18 protein-coding genes are annotated in these 16,230 nt (G+C 74.3%); 9 read left to right on the top strand and 9 right to left on the bottom strand.

The window, feature by feature from the left end; genetic code table 11:
• Positions 1-64: 64 nt before the first annotated feature.
• Positions 65-892, bottom strand: a complete 828-nt coding sequence (locus ACIGQF_RS10250) for a class I SAM-dependent methyltransferase (RefSeq protein WP_399707799.1) — start codon at positions 890-892, stop codon at positions 65-67.
• A 76-nt stretch (positions 893-968) separates the two neighbouring features.
• Here ACIGQF_RS10250 and ACIGQF_RS10245 point away from each other — a divergent pair, with 76 nt between their 5' ends.
• Positions 969-1,985 carry an MsnO8 family LLM class oxidoreductase gene (locus ACIGQF_RS10245; RefSeq protein ID WP_399708574.1) on the top strand — a complete coding sequence of 339 codons (1,017 nt, stop codon included), beginning with the start codon at positions 969-971 and terminating at the stop codon, positions 1,983-1,985.
• Position 1,986: 1 nt separating this feature from the next.
• Here the strand turns inward: ACIGQF_RS10245 and ACIGQF_RS10240 are convergent, their stop codons facing one another.
• Positions 1,987-2,217, bottom strand: coding sequence for a winged helix-turn-helix domain-containing protein (locus ACIGQF_RS10240; RefSeq protein WP_399707797.1), 231 nt, complete (start codon positions 2,215-2,217; stop codon positions 1,987-1,989).
• The gene (locus tag ACIGQF_RS10235) at positions 2,214-2,447 is read right to left on the bottom strand and encodes a winged helix-turn-helix domain-containing protein (RefSeq protein WP_399707795.1); all 234 of its coding nucleotides are present in this window, start codon (positions 2,445-2,447) and stop codon (positions 2,214-2,216) included. The genes ACIGQF_RS10240 and ACIGQF_RS10235 overlap by 4 nt, the downstream gene beginning before the upstream one ends.
• A 162-nt stretch (positions 2,448-2,609) precedes the next feature.
• On the opposite strand from ACIGQF_RS10235, the gene ACIGQF_RS10230 reads away from it, so the two are divergent.
• The gene (locus ACIGQF_RS10230; RefSeq protein WP_399707793.1) at positions 2,610-2,768 is read left to right on the top strand and encodes a hypothetical protein; all 159 of its coding nucleotides are present in this window, start codon (positions 2,610-2,612) and stop codon (positions 2,766-2,768) included.
• Positions 2,769-2,940: 172 nt separating this feature from the next.
• On the opposite strand, the gene ACIGQF_RS10225 is transcribed toward ACIGQF_RS10230, so the two are convergent.
• The 3 genes from ACIGQF_RS10225 to ACIGQF_RS10215 form a co-directional block, all read right to left on the bottom strand.
• Entirely contained in the window at positions 2,941-4,221 is a 1,281-nt protein-coding gene (locus tag ACIGQF_RS10225; protein WP_399707791.1) for a TerD family protein, read from the bottom strand.
• A gap of 121 nt (positions 4,222-4,342) precedes the next feature.
• Positions 4,343-4,615 (bottom strand): GlsB/YeaQ/YmgE family stress response membrane protein, encoded by a 273-nt coding sequence (locus tag ACIGQF_RS10220; RefSeq protein ID WP_361560175.1) that lies wholly within the window; start codon positions 4,613-4,615, stop codon positions 4,343-4,345.
• Positions 4,616-4,743: 128 nt separating this feature from the next.
• Positions 4,744-5,553 (bottom strand): NAD-dependent epimerase/dehydratase family protein, encoded by an 810-nt coding sequence (locus ACIGQF_RS10215; protein ID WP_399707788.1) that lies wholly within the window; start codon positions 5,551-5,553, stop codon positions 4,744-4,746.
• A 181-nt stretch (positions 5,554-5,734) separates the two neighbouring features.
• On the opposite strand from ACIGQF_RS10215, the gene ACIGQF_RS10210 reads away from it, so the two are divergent.
• Positions 5,735-6,934: a hypothetical protein gene (locus ACIGQF_RS10210; protein WP_399708571.1), complete on the top strand. Its 1,200-nt coding sequence runs from the start codon at positions 5,735-5,737 to the stop codon at positions 6,932-6,934.
• Between the two features lie 69 nt (positions 6,935-7,003).
• On the opposite strand, the gene ACIGQF_RS10205 is transcribed toward ACIGQF_RS10210, so the two are convergent.
• Positions 7,004-7,774 (bottom strand): IclR family transcriptional regulator, encoded by a 771-nt coding sequence (locus tag ACIGQF_RS10205; RefSeq protein WP_399707787.1) that lies wholly within the window; start codon positions 7,772-7,774, stop codon positions 7,004-7,006.
• Between the two features lie 121 nt (positions 7,775-7,895).
• Here ACIGQF_RS10205 and ACIGQF_RS10200 point away from each other — a divergent pair, with 121 nt between their 5' ends.
• Together ACIGQF_RS10200 and ACIGQF_RS10195 are read left to right on the top strand one after the other, a co-directional pair.
• On the top strand, positions 7,896-9,422 hold the full coding sequence (locus ACIGQF_RS10200) for an aldehyde dehydrogenase (NADP(+)) (RefSeq protein ID WP_399707785.1): 1,527 nt from the start codon (positions 7,896-7,898) through the stop codon (positions 9,420-9,422).
• A 5-nt stretch (positions 9,423-9,427) separates the two neighbouring features.
• Positions 9,428-9,958, top strand: a complete 531-nt coding sequence (locus tag ACIGQF_RS10195; protein ID WP_399707783.1) for a GNAT family N-acetyltransferase — start codon at positions 9,428-9,430, stop codon at positions 9,956-9,958.
• Here the strand turns inward: ACIGQF_RS10195 and ACIGQF_RS10190 are convergent.
• Positions 9,933-10,586 carry a class I SAM-dependent methyltransferase gene (locus tag ACIGQF_RS10190; RefSeq protein WP_399707781.1) on the bottom strand — a complete coding sequence of 218 codons (654 nt, stop codon included), beginning with the start codon at positions 10,584-10,586 and terminating at the stop codon, positions 9,933-9,935. The genes ACIGQF_RS10195 and ACIGQF_RS10190 overlap by 26 nt on opposite strands.
• A gap of 233 nt (positions 10,587-10,819) precedes the next feature.
• Between ACIGQF_RS10190 and ACIGQF_RS10185 the strand changes: the two genes are divergently transcribed.
• Positions 10,820-11,884 (top strand): aminotransferase class V-fold PLP-dependent enzyme, encoded by a 1,065-nt coding sequence (locus ACIGQF_RS10185; protein ID WP_399707779.1) that lies wholly within the window; start codon positions 10,820-10,822, stop codon positions 11,882-11,884.
• A gap of 82 nt (positions 11,885-11,966) precedes the next feature.
• Positions 11,967-13,034, top strand: coding sequence for an alkene reductase (locus tag ACIGQF_RS10180; RefSeq protein WP_399707778.1), 1,068 nt, complete (start codon positions 11,967-11,969; stop codon positions 13,032-13,034).
• Positions 13,035-13,103: 69 nt separating this feature from the next.
• Here the strand turns inward: ACIGQF_RS10180 and ACIGQF_RS10175 are convergent, their stop codons facing one another.
• Positions 13,104-14,411 carry an alpha/beta fold hydrolase gene (locus tag ACIGQF_RS10175; protein WP_399707775.1) on the bottom strand — a complete coding sequence of 436 codons (1,308 nt, stop codon included), beginning with the start codon at positions 14,409-14,411 and terminating at the stop codon, positions 13,104-13,106.
• Between the two features lie 139 nt (positions 14,412-14,550).
• On the opposite strand from ACIGQF_RS10175, the gene ACIGQF_RS10170 reads away from it, so the two are divergent.
• Entirely contained in the window at positions 14,551-15,114 is a 564-nt protein-coding gene (locus tag ACIGQF_RS10170; RefSeq protein WP_399707773.1) for a sigma factor, read from the top strand.
• Entirely contained in the window at positions 15,114-16,172 is a 1,059-nt protein-coding gene (locus ACIGQF_RS10165) for a maleylpyruvate isomerase family mycothiol-dependent enzyme (RefSeq protein ID WP_399707771.1), read from the top strand. The genes ACIGQF_RS10170 and ACIGQF_RS10165 overlap by 1 nt, the downstream gene beginning before the upstream one ends.
• Positions 16,173-16,230 lie beyond the last annotated feature (58 nt).

Raw genomic sequence — 16,230 nt, 5'->3', positions numbered from 1 at the left:
GGGGAACCGGCCGGTCCCAGGGGGAGCCCGGTCGGAATCAGGTTTCAGGGGGAGCCCGGCCGGATCAGACAGAGCCCGGCCGGACCGCGGTGAGCACGTAGTAGTCCAGCAGCCCCTTCTCGTACGCGGTCAGGAACCGGCGCGGCCACAGCTCACGCAGCTCGGGCACCTGAGCGAGATACCGGTCGTACGCGGCCCACACCGACTCCCCGATCGCCCGGATCCGCACGTCCGACAGCCCGGCCGCCGCCAGCTCGGCGGCCACCTCGTCCGCCACGTGAGCGAGGTCGAGGCCGTCGGCGTAGGTGGGCAGCAGTCCGGGCAGCGCGCGGGCGGCCTGCTGGCCGGTGGCGAAGAACGTCGTCAGCGCCAGCCGGCCGCCCGCGCGCAGCACTCGCGCCGCCTCGCGCGCGAAGCCCGGCATGTCGGGGAAGTGCTGGGCCGCCTCGACCGAGAACAGGCAGTCCACCGAGGCGTCCGGCAGCGGCATCCGCTGGGCCGCGCCGCGCCGGTAGTCCAGCCGGTCCGGGTGCGCGGCCCGCGCGTCGGCGTTCCGCCGACGGGCCCGTTCGACCTGGTCGGGGTGGACGTCCAGGCCGACGACCGAGCCGAAGCCGTACTCGTTCAGCGCGAGCGCCGAGCCGAGGCCCAGCCCGCAACCGACCTCGACGGCGTCCCGCCCCTCGGTACGGCCGAGCTCGCGCAGCACCAGCCGGTACAGCGCCTGCTCCGTGGCGATCCGGTCGGCCTCGGTCAGCGGGCGGCCGGACGGCGCGTCCGCCCAGTAGCCGAAGTTGATGAACCCGCCGGCGAACGCGGGGACGGTGCTGAGGTCGAACTCCCCGTAGATCTCGTCCACGGAGGGGACGGTGGGCGGCTGGTCGGCGGGCATCCGGGGCTCCTCGCTGCTCGGCGGGGTCTGGGAGACCGGTGTGGAATCCCGTGCGCCCCAGAACGTTGTACGGAAGGTGAACTCCACGACAGCGGCCCCACGATTCTCGGTCCTGGACCGCTCCCGCACCAGAGTGGGACGGCCGGAGGCCGAAGCCCTCCAGGAGACGGTGCGCTTCGCCCGGGAGGCGGAGCGGCTCGGCTATCACCGCTTCTGGGTGTCGGAGCACCACAGCGTGCCCGGCGTGGCCGGTTCCGCGCCCACCGTGCTCGCCGCTGCCGTCGCCGCCGCGACCGACCGCATCCGCGTCGGCACGGGCGGGGTGATGCTGCCCAACCACCGGCCGCTGGTCGTCGCCGAGCAGTTCGGCGTGCTCGCCTCGCTCTTCCCCGGCCGGATCGACATGGGCCTGGGCCGCTCGGTCGGCTTCACCGACGGCATCCGGCGGGCGCTGGGGACGGAGAAGGACGCCGCCGAGGACTTCGGCGCGCAGCTCGCCGAGCTGACCGGCTATTTCACCGGCACCCAGACCGCCCACCCGCAGGTGCACGCGCGGCCTGCCGAGGGCCTGACCGTGCCCGCCTTCGTACTGGCCACGGGCTCCGGCGCGGAGATCGCGGCGGACGCCGGACTGGCCCTGGTGATCGGCGAAGTCCGCGGCCGCGACGCGCTGCTGCGCGCGATTGGGCGCTACCGCGCCGGGTTCCGGCCCTCGGCGCTGTGGGACCGCCCGTACGTCGTCGTCTCCGCGACCGTCGCGGTGGCCGCCACCACGGAGCAGGCCCGCCGGCTGCTGCTCCCGGAGGCCTGGGCGATGGCGTACTCCCGGACGCGCGGCGTCTTCCCGCCACTGGAGCCGGTCGAGGACGTGCTCGCCCGGGAGCCGGCCATGACCGCGAAGGAGCGGGACTTCTACGAGGCGGCCCTGCGCGGCCAGATCCACGGCACGGAGGCAGAGGTCCGCACGGCCCTCGCGGAACTGCTCGACGCGACCTCCGCCGACGAACTGCTGGTCACCACCAGCACGTACGACCGTGCCGCCCAGCTGGACTCCTACCGGAGACTGGCGGCGGTGGCGGGTCTCGGCCAGTGACCTAGCTGCCGGGGCCGAGCACGAACGTGCCCTTCGCGGGCAGTGTCGCCGCCACGCCGCGGTCCCGGAGCAGCGCGACGGCGCGGCGCACGGTGCCGATGCTGACCCCGTAGACCTCCGTCATCCGGCGTTCAGCGGGCAGGGCGGCGCCCTTCGCCAGCTTGCCCGACCGGACCTCCTCCTGGATCCGGTCGGCCAGCTCTTCGTACCGATAGCGCGGCATCTCGCTCATGACTCGTCATCCGCTCCGGCGATGACGAACGTGCCCTTCCCGGCGAGGGTCGCCACCAGCCCCCGAGCGCGCAGCTCCTGGACAGCGCGGCGGACCGTACCGGCGGAGACGCGGTAGACCTCAGCCAGCTCCCGCTCGTTCGGCATGCGGCCGCCCCTCGGGATCTCCCCGGCCTCGATCTGACGGGCGAGATCCTCAGCGACACGGACGTACTCGTAGACGATTTCCACGTGCTCCAGTGTCTGCGCACACCGTGCGCTCCGCGCTATGGGGCGCACACTGTGCACACTGTGCACAGCGCGCACAGTGTGCGTAGTCTGGGCGTGAGAAACCCCGGCGGCCGGATCGGACCCGGCCCCGGGGCGTGGCCGACACTGCAAAGGAGTGCCGACATGGAGACCCTACGACGATTGCCCTGGACCGAAGAAGGCCGGGCGGCCTACGTCCCGCCGGGGGACGGCATCGTGAATCATCTGGCCGACCTCATGGAGGCCGAGATGCTCGTCGCGGCGGAGGCCGACGCCTCCTGGGGGGCGGGCCCTGGCCGGTGACCCGGCGGCGTCCGTGGCGGAGCTGCGTACGGCTGTTCAGTACCTGGCGCACGCGGTCGGAGAGGCGGCCCTGGTCGCCGGTCTCCGGGCGGAGCGGCTGCTCGGCGTGGAGGCGTAGCGGACCGGCGAGCCGCGCCGGGGTGACGGGATGTCCGCCGCCCCGGCGCGTCCGTCAGAGCGCCTGCGCGCCCGGCTTGACCATGCCGCGGACCGTGCGGGAGTCGACGTAGTCGCCGAGGGCTGTCATTTCCCATTCGCCGCTGTACTGGCGGATGAGCTTGGCCATCAGGACGCCCGTGCGCTTCTCCGAGCCGGTCAGGTCGAAGCGGACCAGTTCCTCGCCGGACTGGGCGTCCAGCAGACGGCAGTAGGCCTTGGCGACGTCGGTGAACTTCTGGCCGGAGAAGCTGTTCACCGTGAAGACCAGGCCGGTGACCTCCGGGGGGAGGCCGCCGAGGTGGACCGTGATCGCCTCGTCGTCGCCCGCGCCCTCGCCGGTGAGGTTGTCCCCGGAGTGCTGGATCGCGCCGTTGAGGATCGTGAGCTTGCCGAAGAAGCAGTTGTCGATCTTCTTGCGGTCCGGGCCGTACGCGATGACCGAGGCGTCCAGGTCGACGCTCTTGCCGCGGAAGGCGGGCTCCCAGCCGAGGCCCATCCGGACCGAGGACAGCAGCGGCCGGCCGCCCTTGACCAGGGACACGGTCTGGTTCTTCTGGAGGCTGACGCGGCCCTTGTCGAGGTTGATCTTCCCGGCGCCGGGGGCCGGGGCCGGCGGGGCCGCGGGCGGCGGCGTGGGCGTGCCCATGGAGCCCGGCGCGCCGGGGACGGCGGTCGGCGGGGCGAGCGGGGCGGGGGAGCCGGTGGGCGGGCCCCACTGGCCGGCGGCCGGCGCACCCGGCTGCGGCGGCGCGGGCGGCGTGGCGGGCTGCTGCAGCGCGGGGGCCGCGGCGGGCGCCGCGGGTTCCTCGACGGAGACGCCGAAGTCCGTGGCGATGCCGGCCAGGCCGTTGGCGTAGCCCTGGCCGACCGCGCGGACCTTCCAGGCACCGTTGCGGCGGTAGACCTCGACGACCACGAGGGCGGTCTCGGCGCCCAGCTGGGGCGGGGTGAACGTGGCGATCACGCTGCCGTCGTCGGCGCTGCGCACCGTGGCCGTCGGCTCCGTGCCCGCGAAGGTGGCGCCCGGCGCGTCCAGGCTGGCCGTGACGACGATCTTCTCGATGCCGGCCGGCACGGCGGCGGTGTCCACCGTGATGGTGTCGCCGCTGCCGCCCCCGCCCGCGGTGTGGGTCACGCCGGGGCCGCTCGGTTGGTTGTAGAAGACGAAGTCGTCGTCCGAGCGCACCTTGCCGTCGGCGGTCAGCAGCAGGCCCGAGACGTCCAGCCGCACGGGCGCGGTGACGTCCACCGCCACCCGCGCTGCGGAGAGCGGGAGGTTCGAGCCGGGAGTCATAGCGGTCATGTTGTGGGTAACGACCGGCACCGCTTTACGGTTCCATTACCCACTCGATCATGTGCCGACCGTGCGCTCGCTCATCTGCCGCCCGCCGCGGAAGGGCTTCGGTCGCCCGCCGTCAGTGCCGTTCGCGGGAGTTGCCGAAGAGCAGCCGGTAGATGATCAGCAGGACCAGGGCGCCGGCGATGGAGGCGATCCACATGGACGGCTCGAAGAAGTCCTTCGGTATCGGACGGTCGAGGAGCTTGGTGGAGAGCCAGCCGCCGACGAACGAGCCCACGATGCCGGTCAGCGTCGTGCCGACCAGGCCGCCCGGGTCCCGTCCGGGCAGCAGGATCTTGGCGATGACGCCGGCGATCAGCCCCAGTACGAGCCAGCTGACGATGCCCATGATGGTGTTCCTCGTTCCTGCAAGGGGTTGTTACGTCTTCAAGGACGCGAGGAGGCTGCCCGGAGTTCCGTGCCGTATACCACCATCGGTGCACGTCGGCCGCGTGCCGGCCGTACGCCGGCCGGTGTTCAGTGCGGCCAGACCGGCGGGTCCGTGCAGAAGGCGCCGCCGAGGTGCGCGTGTTCGGGGTTGTCCGGGTCCAGGGGGCCCTGCTCGGCGAGGAGTTCGGCGGCGTACACCTCGGAGTCGTCCCGCGGCTCGTATCCGAGGGCGCGGGCGCTGGAGAGGTCCCACCACAGCCGGGTGTTGGCGGAGGAGCCGTAGACGACGGTGTGGCCGACGTCCTTCGCGGTGACCGCCGCGTGCAGCAGCCGGGCGCCGTCGGCGGGGCTCATCCAGATCGACAGCATGCGCACCGACGTGGGCCGCGGGAAGCAGGAGCCGATGCGCACGGAGACGGTCTCGATGCCGTGCAGGTCCCAGTAGAGCGACGCCAGGTCCTCCCCGAAGCCCTTGGACAGCCCGTAGAAGGTGTCGGGGCGGCGCGGGGTGTTCAGCGGGATGGCGCCGGAACCGTCCTCGGGGCGCGGGGTGAAGCCCACGGCGTGGTTGGAGGAGGCGAAGACGATCCGCCGCACGCCTGCCTCGCGGGCCGCTTCGTAGAGGTGGTACGTGCCCTCGATGTTCGCGGCCAGGATCTTCTCGAAGGTGGACTCCAGGGAGATGCCGGCCAGGTGGATCACCGCGTCGACGCCCTCCACGGCCTTGCGCAGCGCGTCCCGGTCGGCGAGGTCGGCGACGATCGCGTCCGGCTCGCCCTCGATGGGCAGCCTGTCGAAGAGCCGCAGCCGGTAGCCGTACGGGGGCAGCAGTTCTCGCATCAGGGTGCCGAGGCCGCCGGCGGCGCCGGTCAGCAGAACGGTGCGGGGTGCGGTCATGGCGGTCAACGTAAAGAAGCGCGCTGCCGTGGTCAAGATGGTGGACGTGGAACGGCTCTTGACCCGCCAGACGGGCTGTCTTAGCGTCATCGCGTTCACTCATATGGACACTGGCCATGGATACGTTTCTGAAGACGTGGTTCCGGGCGTGTTCCGGACGTGGTTCTTCGAAGGGAGCACGATGCGCGCCGCCGCCTTCCTCTACCCCTGGGACGTCGTCGGGGACCCGGACGCCGCGCGCCGGATCGCCGGGCTCGGGGTCGCGCAGGTCACCCTCGCCTCCGCCTACCACTCCACCCGGGCCCTCACCCCGCGCCACCCCCGGCACCGCGTCGTCACCGCCCGGCACTCCGCCGTCCTCTACCCGTCCGCTCCCGAGCGCTGGGCGGGCCGCGCGCTGCGCCCGTACACGCAGGACTGGCTCCCGGAGTCCGACCCGTACGCGGAGGCCGCCCGCGCGCTCACGGACGCGGGTCTGGAGGTGCACTCCTGGGTGGTGCTCGCGCACAACTCCCGGCTGGGCGCCGAGCACCCGGAGTCCGTCGTCCGCAACGCCTACGGGGACGCCTACCCCTGGGCCCCCTGTATCGCCCGTCCCGAGGTGCACGAGTATCTGGTGACACTGGCCGCCGAGGCCGCCGTGCGGCCGCACACCCGCGGCACCGAGCTGGAGTCGTGCGGCTGGTACGGCCTCGCGCACCTGCACGGACACGACAAGATCGGCGGCGCCTCCTTGAGCGGCGCTGCGCAGTACCTGATGTCGCTGTGCTTCTGCGGCGAGTGCCGCAACGGGTACGCGGCGCTGGGCGCCGACCCCGAGGGACTGCGGCGCGCCGTGGTGCGCGCCCTGGAGCCGGTGTGGGCGGGCCACGGCGGTGAGGGAGCGGGGGACCGCGAGGGGGAGTGGGCCGAGGTCGTCGAGGCGCTGGGCGAGGAGTACGCGCACACCGTCGCCGACTGGCGGAACCGGGCCGCCGGGGAGCTGCGGCGCGCGGCCGTGGCCGCCGTACGGGCCGCCGCAGGGCCGGACTTCCGCGTCCTGCTGCACGCCGACCCGGCCCCGCACCGCTGCGGCGCGAACGCGGGTGTCTCCCCCCGGCAGGTCTTCTCCTACGCGGACGGCGTGGTCGTGCCGTGCACGGGGAGCGCGACGGGACGGGCCGCCGCGCTGGCGCCGTTCGAGGGGCGCGGCGTTCGGGCGGCGAACTTCACGGTGGTGCGGGGGATGGGCGGCAGTCCGGAGACGCTCGCCGCCGACGCCGCACACGCGGCCGCGTCCGGCGCCGATGAACTGCGGCTGTACCACGCGGGGCTGGCCTCGGACGTGGACCTGGAGGCGGTACGTACGGCGCTCACGGAGCTGAGCGGCTCCGGCGCCTGAGGGGGTCGGCCGCGCCGTTCCCCGGAAGTGCCGCGTCACCGGCCCCCGGAAGTGCCGCGCCGTAGCTTCCTAGAGGCGGCGCGTCGCCAGTGTCAGGCGGTCGCGCGCGTCGAAGAGGGCGTCCTTGATCATCTGCTCGTGCGCCGGGGTGAGCCGGGCGACCGGCACGGAGCAGCTGATGGCGTCGCGGGCCGGCGTGCGGTACGGGATCGCCACGCCGAAGCAGCGCAGCCCGAGGGTGTTCTCCTCGCGGTCGACCGCGTACCCCTGCTCCCGCACCGTGTGCAGCTCCTCGATCAGCCGCTCGCGGTCGGTGGTGGTGTGCTCGGTGAGCGGGGGCAGCGTCTCGGGGAGCATCTTGCGGACCTGCTCGTCGGAGTGGGTCGCGAGCAGCGCCTTGCCCAGCGAGGTGGAGTGCGCGGGCAGCCGGCGGCCGACCCGGGTGAACGGGCGGAGGTAGTGCTGCGACTGACGCGTGGCCAGGTAGACGACGTTGGTGCCGTCCAGGCGGGCGAGGTGGATGGTCTCGGTGGTGTCGTCCGAGAGCCGGTCCAGCGTCGGCCGCGCTGCGGCCACGACCTCGTCGCCGTCGATGTAGGACGTGCCGACGAGCAGGGCACGCACCCCGATGCCGTACCGCGTGCCGGTGGCGTCCGTCTCGACCCAGCCGAGGTCGACGAGCGTGCGCAGCAGCATGTAGAGACTGGACTTCGGATACCCCACGGCCTCCTGCACGGAGGCGAGGCTGTGCATCCCGGGACGGCCCGCGAAGTACTCCAGCAGTTCGACCGTCCGCACTGCGGACTTGACCTGTGATCCCCCGGTCTCGGCAGCCGCCATCGCCCTTGACCCCTCAGTTCGGACAGTCATAGAGTCACCGGTGTTCACACTCCGGGACGGAGTTCAGTATATCGAACAAGTCCCGGTGTGCAGCAAGTACTCGGCCCGGGAGGAATGCACGGTGGCAGCACCAGTCTGGAGCGTCGACCCCCGCAGCGGGAAGCAGCGGGAGGAGGTTGCGGCCGAGGCCACAGCCGAGGAGGTGGACGCGACCGTACGCGCCGCGCACGAGGCACGCGGCTCCCTCGCCGACCGGACCGTACGTGCCGCCTTCCTGCGCCGCGCCGCGGATCTGCTGGACCAGGCGGGCGAGTCGGTCATCGAGGCCGCCGACGCGGAGACCGCGCTCGGCCCCGGCCGGCTCACCGGTGAACTGGCCCGCACCACCTACCAGTTGCGCGCCTTCGCGGACATCGTGGACGAGGGCGCCTTCCTGGACGTGCACATCGACCACGCGGACCCGCAGCTCGCCCCGCCCCGCCCCGACCTGCGGCGCTACAAGATCCCGCTCGGCGTGGTCGCCGTCTACTCGGCCTCCAACTTCCCGCTCGCCTTCTCGGTGCCTGGCGGCGACACCGCCAGCGCCCTGGCCGCCGGCTGCCCGGTCGTCGTCAAGGCCCACCCCGACCACCCCGCGACCTCCGAGCTGTGCGCGGCCCTGCTGCGCCGTGCCGCCACCGAGTCCGGCCTGCCCGAGGCCGTGGTCGGCCTGGTGCACGGCTTCGACGCGGGCGTCGAGCTGGTCCGCCACCCGCTGGTCTCCGCCGCCGGCTTCACCGGCTCCGTACGCGGCGGCCGCGCGCTCTACGACGCGGCGGCGGCCCGCCCGCAGCCGATCCCCTTCCACGGCGAGCTGGGCAGCCTCAACCCCGTCGTGGTCACCCGCGAGGCCGCCGAGGAGCGCCCCGAGCAGATCGGCGCGGGCCTGGCCGGCGCGATGACGCTGGGCGTCGGGCAGTTCTGCGTGAAGCCCGGCCTGGTGCTGGTCCCCGAGGGCGCGGCCGGTGACGGGCTCGTCAAGGAGCTGACCGCCAAGGTCAGCGACACCGAAGCCGGCGTGCTGCTCGACCACCGGATGCGGGACGCCTTCCTCGCGGGCGTGCAGGCGCGCGCCGAACTCCCCGAGGTGGAAGCGCCGGTGACGCCCGGCGCGGGCGGCGAGCACACCGTGTCCGCCGGCTTCCTCACCCTCCCCGCGGCCCGGCTGGCCGCAGAGGGCCCGCACGACCTGCTCCTGGAGGAGTGCTTCGGCCCGGTGACCGTCGTCGCGCGGTACGCCGACGAGGCCGAGGCGACCGCCGTCCTCGGCCGGCTGCCCGGCAACCTCACCGCCACCCTCCAGCTCTCCGGCGCCGAGGGCGCGGGCGAGGGCCGGGGCGGCGAGCTGCTCGCCGAGGTCACCGCGCTCGCCGGCCGCGTCGTGGTCAACGGCTGGCCCACCGGCGTCGCCGTGGCCCCCGCCCAGCACCACGGCGGCCCGTACCCGGCGACCACGTCCACCTCCACCTCCGTGGGCGGCACGGCCATCGAGCGCTGGCTGCGCCCGGTGGCCTACCAGGACACCCCGCCCGCGCTGCTGCCGCCCGAGCTGCGCGAGGAGAACCCGCTGGGACTGCCGCGCCGGGTCGACGGCGTGCGCGAGGCGTGACGGCCGTGCCCCACACCGCGAGCGGCCCGGATCTCACCGTCCGGGCCGCCGTGCCGGGGGACCTGGACTCGATCCTCGCGCTGCACGGCCGGGCCCGCGCTTCCTACTACCGGGGGCGGCTGCCCGACGCGCTCCTGGACGACCCGGCGGAGCAGGCCCGGTGGCGCGAGGCATGGGCCGCGGCCGTCGAGCGGCCGGACGGCACCGTGCTGTGCGCGGAACGCGCCGGTACGGCCGTGGGCGTCGCGTCCTTCCGCCGCGAGGAGGGAGCGCTGCCGGACGGCGTCGTACTGCACCAGCTGCACGTCGACCCCGCCCACTGGCGCAGCGGCGTCGGCACCGCGCTGCACGATGCCTGCGTCACCGCCTGGCGTACCGCGGGCCACGCCACCGCCCGTCTCCAGGTGTACTGGCACAACCGCCGGGCTCGGGACTTCTACGCCCGGCACGGCTGGCTGCCGGACGACACCCGCCGCCCCGCCCCCGATGCCACGCACCTCGGCCTGCTGCTCACGCTGACTCCCGGCGCGCGATGAGCTGCACCCGGCGTACGGAATGACCGTGCAGCGCACCGACAACGGCGGTGCGCTCCTCGGCCACGGCGAAGCCGTGCATCCGGAGCAGCCGCCGCAGCTGCTCCGGCTCGTGGTGCCGGACCACCGCGCCGTCCTCGGTGCGGAACACCCCGTACGCCCCGAACTCGTCCTCGTACGCGGCGTACCGGGCCCGTGAGCGCGGATCGGTCTGCAGCGGCACGTCACTGAGATGCAGCAGCCCGCCGGGGCGCACCACGCGTGCCAGCTCCCCGAGGACCGCCCGCTGCTCCGCGTCCTCCGGCATGCCGGTGAGCACTCCGAAGAGCAGCGCCGCCGCGTAGCGGCCCGTTTCGAAGGGCAGCGGCAGCCGGGGACAGTGCGTGAGCCGCAGCCCGGGGTGCTCCCGCCGCCCGTGCTCGACCGGCGTCCGCGCGCCGTCCACGCCTTCGGCCGCATACCCCAGCCGCACCAGCTCCGCGACCCGCCTGCCGTGGCCGCAGCCGTGGTCCAGGATCCGTGCGCCCGGCGCCAGCTGCGCGCACAGGACCGCGGGGTCGAAGGGGTGGCTGTCGGTGGTGGCGGCCCCGGCTGTCTCCCATGAGCCGAGACGTTCCTGCGGCGTCCTCATGTGCGGACCGTACCGGGGCGTGGCGGCGCTGACGGCCGAATGCACGGCAAGTGCATCGGCGGGCGGGCGAGGACAGCGGAAAACCGACCATGGTTGGGCAAAAGTGAACCCTCCTGCCGCGCCGCGACGGCCATCGGGCGGCCTCCTCCGGACGGCACCCCCAAGGCGTCCTTGGGGAGCCTCCAAGGCGAGGCGGGATGGACGGCCGGACCGCGGGCGATCACAGTGGGCGGATGGAGCGACTGGCCGGCGCGGAGTTCGCGCCCGAGACGACGTACCTGAACACTCCGGGCAGCGGCCTGCTGCCCGCCAGGACCATCGACGCACTGCGGGACGAGGCCGTGGCGTCCGCCTCGTACGGCTCGATGGGCCGGGACTACTTCGGCCCGGCCGCCGCCGCCCGGGCCTCCTTCGCCCGGCTGGTGGGCGCCGCCCCGGACCGGGTCGCCATCGGCAGCTCGGTCGCCGTGTCCACCGCGCTGATCGCCGCCTCGCTGCCCGAAGGCGCCGAAGTGCTGCTCCCCGAGGGCGACTTCAGCTCGCTGGTCAATCCCTTCGCCGTCCGCGCCGGGCTGCGCCTGCGCACCGCACCGCTGGAGGGGCTGGCCGACGCCGTGCGGCCGGGCACCGCGCTGGTCGGCTGCAGCGCGGTGCAGGCGCTGGACGGCCGGATCGCCGACCTCGCGGCCGTCCGGGAGGCGGCCCGTACGCACGGTGCCCGCACCCTGCTGGACATGACGCAGGCCGCGGGCTGGCTGCCGCTGGACGCCGGGCAGTACGACTACGCCGTGTGCGGCGCGTACAAGTGGCTGCTGTGCCCGCGCGGCACCTCGTTCCTGGTGGTGGCCGAGGACGCGCCGCAGCCGCCCGCCTTCCACGCGGGCTGGGTGGCCGGTGCCGACCCGGGCGAGGCCAACTACGGTCCGGTCGCACGCCTGGCCGAGGACGCCCGCCGGTACGACGAGCCGCACGGCCACCTCGTCCACGTCGGTGCCCAGTGCTCCCTCGCGCTCCTCGAAGAGGTCGGGGTGGCCGCGGTACACGCCCACGACACCGCGCTGGCCGAGCGGTACCGCGCCGGGCTCGCCGAACTGGGGTACGCGCCGCTGCCCGCGCCCGGGTCGGCGATCGTCACCGTCCCCGCCCTGGCCGAGGCGCACGAACCGCTGGCCCGGGAAGGGGTCCTGGTGGCCGTCCGGGCCGGGAAGCTGCGGGCCGGATTCCACCTGTACAACACGGCGGACGACGTCGACCGGCTGCTGGCGCTCCTCAAGCGGCTCGATCTGCCCCGGAGTTGACACGGTGACGGGGGAGCGGGAATGCCGTGGCGGCGGTGGACGTTGGGTCCGGTGAACCACCGGACCTCGTGAAGGGGAACTCTTGACCACTGCTTTCGACCCCGTCGACCTGGCCGGGCTGCCGCTCGCCAACCGTCTCGTCATGGCACCGATGACGCGCAACCGCGCCACCGCCGACGGCGTCCCCACCCCGTCCATGGTCCGCTACTACACGCAGCGTGCCTCGGCCGGCCTGATCATTACCGAGGCCACCCAGCCGAACGTGGTGGGCCGCGGCTACCCGCTCACCCCCGGGCTGCACACCCCCGAGCAGATCGCGGGCTGGCGCGAGGTCACCGACTCCGTGCACGCCGCGGGCGGCACGATCTTCGCTCAGCTGTGGCACGGCGGCCGGATCGGCCACCCCACCGTGCTGCCGGACGGTCTGATACCGGTCGCGCCCTCGGCCGTCGCCGCCGAACAGCAGGTCTTCACCGAGGACGGCATGAAGGACTGCGTCGTCCCGCGCGAACTGTCCGGCGACGAGATCCGCGAGACGATCGCGGACTTCGCGACCGCGGCGCGCAACGCCATCGAGGCCGGCTTCGACGGCGTGGAGATCCACGGCGCCAACGGCTATCTGATCCACCAGTTCCTCTCGCCCGGGAGCAACCTGCGCACCGACGAGTGGGGCGGCTCGGACGAGGCCCGCGCCCGGTTCGCCGTCGAGGTCGTCCGGGCCGTCGCGGCGGCGATCGGCGCCCGCCGCACCGCCCTGCGCATCTCGCCCGGCAACCCCTTCAACGGCATGACGGCGCCCGAGCCGGAGGCCACCTACACCGCGCTGGTCGAGGAGATCGCCCCGCTCGGCCTGGCCTACCTGCACGCCTGCGACGTACGGGACGCCGAGCTGCTGGCCCGGCTGCGGAAGCGCTTCGGCGGCACGTTCGTGCTGAACCCCGCCACCGACGGCGGTTCCGCCGGCCCCGAGGCGCTGTCCCTGATCGAGGAGGGCGAGGCCGACCTGCTGGCGTACGGCCGGCTCTTCCTCGCCAACCCCGACCTGCCCGCGCGCCTCGCGGCCGGCGGCCCGTTCAACGAGCCGGTGCGCGAGAGCTTCTACGGCGGCGACGACAGCGGCTACGTGGACTACCCGGCGCTGACCGGCTGACTCCCCGTGAAACCCCGGGCGGGTGGCCGCGCCCTACGGCCATCCGCCCGGTCCCGCGCCGGCCGGCCCTCAGACCTCGCCGCGCACCATGCGCAGCAGCCGGTCCAGGACCGCGCCGTCGCTGACGGTCAGCCCGTCGTGCTCCCACTCGTTGGTCACCCACGCCCGCAGGCCGCGGATGCGCTCCGCGGTACGCAGCGAGTGCCCGGCGTCCACGTACATGTCGTCCGCGTACACCGCCGCCACGACCGGCACCTCGCACGCCGCCAGCCGCTCCGCGTCGTAGAGGTCGGGCCAGTCGGTGCGCTCGGCCAGCGCGTGGGCGGTGTCCTTCAGCGGCCGCAGCGCCGGGTCGGTGTCGAAGAGCCAGGGGTAGATCGTCTCGCCCGTGAAGTGCAGCGGACCGCCGTCCGCCAGCGCCCGGTCCACGTCGAACCGCGGGAACTCGCCGCGCACCGCCTCGGCCGCCCAGCCCGTGCCCTTCGCGTCCACCGACCGCTGGCCGTAGATCGACTCGTGCAGCACGGCGAACATCGGGGCCTCGGCGAACGACAGCCGCGCCCGCACCCGCTCCAGGAACGCGTCCGACAGCTCGGGCCCGGACACCCCGGTCACCCACGCCTCGTCCAGGATGTCGTGCAGCGCGTACGAGCCGCTGCCGGCGCCCAGCATCATCCCGAGCCCCTGGAACGCCTCCGCCGTCAGCAGCCCGCCGCCCGGCAGCCGCACCTCCCGCTCCCGCAGGTGCGCGGCGATCCGCAGGACCGACGCCACGTCCTGCGGATAACGCGCGTAATGGGCCGCGTTCTTGCGCGCGATACGCGGATACGCCGCCCGGTAGACGTCCCGGGCGCTCACGTCCAGGCCCGGCAGGCCGCCGGTCACGAACGCCTCGCGCAGCCCCTCGGGGGCGTACGAGAGGTAGTGGACCGTGCAGAAGCCGCCGAAACTCTGCCCCAGTACGCTCCACCGCTCCTCACCGATCAGACGGCGGCGGAACAGCTCGGCGTCCCGGACGATCGAGTCGGCGCGGAAGTGGGCGAGGTAGTCGGCCTGTTCCTGAGGGGAGCCGCGGCGCGCGAGGGTCTGCCGGGTCGCGGGCGTGGAACGCCCCGTGCCCCGCTGGTCCAGGAGCAGCACGCGGTAGTCGCGCAGCGCGCGGTTCAGCCAGGAGCCGCGGGCGAGCGGACGGGGCGTCGCGAGCCCCGGGCCGCCGCGCAGATACAGCAGCCACGGCAGCCGCTCCCGCTCCCGGCCCGCGGCCACCGCCTCCCGTGCGAACACCTCGATCCGTTCGCCGTCGGGCGCCGCGTGGTCCAGCGGGACCCGCAGGACGTGATCGGTCAGGACGACCCCCGGGCGGCGGTCGACGGTCATGGCGCTCCCTCGGTTCGAGTCGTTCGGGTGTGTCCGCTTGTTCCCTGCCGGGACGGCGCCAGGTCAGGCTAGCCTCCGGGGCGCGCCGGGCAATTCGGCCGGGCGGACGGCTACCGCGCGGCGGCGCGGGCGGCTAGGAATGGCAGCACGACCTCACGAGGTGGTGCCGGTGGACCGGAGAGCTGCAAGTACATCAACTCCGCCGCGCGACGAGGACCTGCACCGGCGACTGGTGTACGGCGACGAGTCCGCTCTCGGGGAGGTGTACGACGCCTTCGGCGGGCTGGCACACGCCGTGGCCCGCCGCGTCACGCGCAGCACGAACGCCGCGGAGGAGGTCGTCCAGGAGATCCTCACCCAGCTGTGGGCCCGCCCCTACACGTTCGACCCCGCACGCGGCTCGCTGCGGGCCTGGCTCAGCATGCGGGCCCACCGGCGGGCCGTGGACCGGATGTGCGACGCCGAGGAGCGGGCCCTCCCGGCCGGCGTCGCGCTGCTGCCGCACACCGCGCTCGCCGAACTCCCGCTGGCCCAGCGCCAGGTGCTCCACCTGGCGTACTTCGCCGGGCGCACCTACCGCCAGGCCGCGGTGGAACTGGGCATTCCCGAGGGCACCGCCAAGACCAGGCTCCGCGTGGCGCTGCGCAGCCTCGCCGACCGGCTGGCCGACCCGCCGGATCCGGCCGTCGAGAAGGGCACCTGATGGGCTGGGATCCCGCGGAGGAGCACCCCGAGATCGCCGAGCTGCTCGCCGCCTGGGCGCTGGACGCCGTGATGTCCGGCGACGCGGAACGCATCCGCGCGCACGTCGAGGACTGCGCGGAGTGCGCGGAGGAGCTGGTGCGGCTGCGGGAGGCGGTGCACCGGCTGGACGGGCCGCCCGCCGCGCCGGCCAAGGGCACCCGCCGGGGCGCCGACAAGGTCGGCCGCGGGCGGCTGATGGCGGCGGCCCGGGCGGCGCGCACGGGGCACGACGCGCCGGCCGCCCACGCCGCCCCGTACGCCGCCGCGGTGGCGAGCCTGGAGGCGCTGCTGCGCGAGCTGGACGGCGAGCCGGCGCGCTGGGGCACGCCGGTGGTGCACGACTGGGACGTGCAGGGCACGGTCGCGCACCTGATCGCGGCGGACGAGCCGCTGGCCGAGCGGCTGGGGATGCTGCCGGTGACGCGGGCCGAGGCGGGCGGCACCGGGGACGCGGCGCCGTGGGAGGTGCGCTGGGCGGCGCGTACGCAGGAGGTGGTGGCGTACGAGCACACCCGGCCGCCGGCCGAGACGGCCGAGGCGTGGCGGACCCAGGCGCACGGCCTGCTGGACCTGCCGGAGGCCCGGGAGGAGGAGCCGGCCGCGCTGCCCACGGCGCTGATGGGGAAGCGGCTGCCGGTCGCCGACCATTACGTCATTCGGGCGTTCGAGACGTGGATCCACACCCGGGACATCGGGCGGGCGCTGGGGCTGACCGTGCCTCCGCCACCGCCCGTGCACCTGCGGCGACTGGTGGCGCTCGCGGTGCGGATCGTGGACCTGGCGCTGGGGGACGGCACCCGGCCCGTGCTGCTGGGGGTGGAGGGCGCGGCGGGCGGCGACTGGGTGCTGGGCCCGGCCGCCGAGCCGGTCGCCGCCGAGCTGGTGCTGGACGCGGTCGACCTCTGCCTGCTGGTGGGCGGCCGGCTCACCCCGCAGGAGGTGAGCCGGGGCCAGGCAGGCGACGCGGCCGCCGCTCAGCACGTGCTGGCGACGGCCGCGTCACTGGCCTGGTTGTGAGCCGGGGACCCCTGGGCGGAACCCAAGACCCCCCGGCCCGGAACCGGGCTCCTGCTCA

Origin of the sequence: Streptomyces sp. NPDC053560 (assembly GCF_044544605.1) — a bacterium.
Taxonomy (GTDB): domain Bacteria; phylum Actinomycetota; class Actinomycetes; order Streptomycetales; family Streptomycetaceae; genus Streptomyces.
The sequence above is the reverse complement of the archived record's forward strand: the minus strand, read 5'-3'. Positions and strand labels throughout refer to the sequence as shown.

Excerpts from the sequence above, each read along its gene's own strand:
- ACIGQF_RS10250 (WP_399707799.1), bottom strand. The coding sequence starts at position 892 with ATGCCCGCCGACCAGCCGCCCACCGTCCCCTCCGTGGACGAGATCTAC.
- ACIGQF_RS10240 (WP_399707797.1), bottom strand. The coding sequence starts at position 2,217 with ATGAGCGAGATGCCGCGCTATCGGTACGAAGAGCTGGCCGACCGGATC.
- ACIGQF_RS10230 (WP_399707793.1), top strand. The coding sequence starts at position 2,610 with ATGGAGACCCTACGACGATTGCCCTGGACCGAAGAAGGCCGGGCGGCC.
- ACIGQF_RS10225 (WP_399707791.1), bottom strand. The coding sequence starts at position 4,221 with ATGACTCCCGGCTCGAACCTCCCGCTCTCCGCAGCGCGGGTGGCGGTG.
- ACIGQF_RS10220 (WP_361560175.1), bottom strand. The coding sequence starts at position 4,615 with ATGGGCATCGTCAGCTGGCTCGTACTGGGGCTGATCGCCGGCGTCATC.
- ACIGQF_RS10215 (WP_399707788.1), bottom strand. The coding sequence starts at position 5,553 with ATGACCGCACCCCGCACCGTTCTGCTGACCGGCGCCGCCGGCGGCCTC.
- ACIGQF_RS10210 (WP_399708571.1), top strand. The coding sequence starts at position 5,735 with ATGCGCGCCGCCGCCTTCCTCTACCCCTGGGACGTCGTCGGGGACCCG.
- ACIGQF_RS10205 (WP_399707787.1), bottom strand. The coding sequence starts at position 7,774 with ATGGCGGCTGCCGAGACCGGGGGATCACAGGTCAAGTCCGCAGTGCGG.
- ACIGQF_RS10190 (WP_399707781.1), bottom strand. The coding sequence starts at position 10,586 with ATGAGGACGCCGCAGGAACGTCTCGGCTCATGGGAGACAGCCGGGGCC.
- ACIGQF_RS10185 (WP_399707779.1), top strand. The coding sequence starts at position 10,820 with ATGGAGCGACTGGCCGGCGCGGAGTTCGCGCCCGAGACGACGTACCTG.
- ACIGQF_RS10175 (WP_399707775.1), bottom strand. The coding sequence starts at position 14,411 with ATGACCGTCGACCGCCGCCCGGGGGTCGTCCTGACCGATCACGTCCTG.
- ACIGQF_RS10170 (WP_399707773.1), top strand. The coding sequence starts at position 14,551 with ATGGCAGCACGACCTCACGAGGTGGTGCCGGTGGACCGGAGAGCTGCA.
- ACIGQF_RS10165 (WP_399707771.1), top strand. The coding sequence starts at position 15,114 with ATGGGCTGGGATCCCGCGGAGGAGCACCCCGAGATCGCCGAGCTGCTC.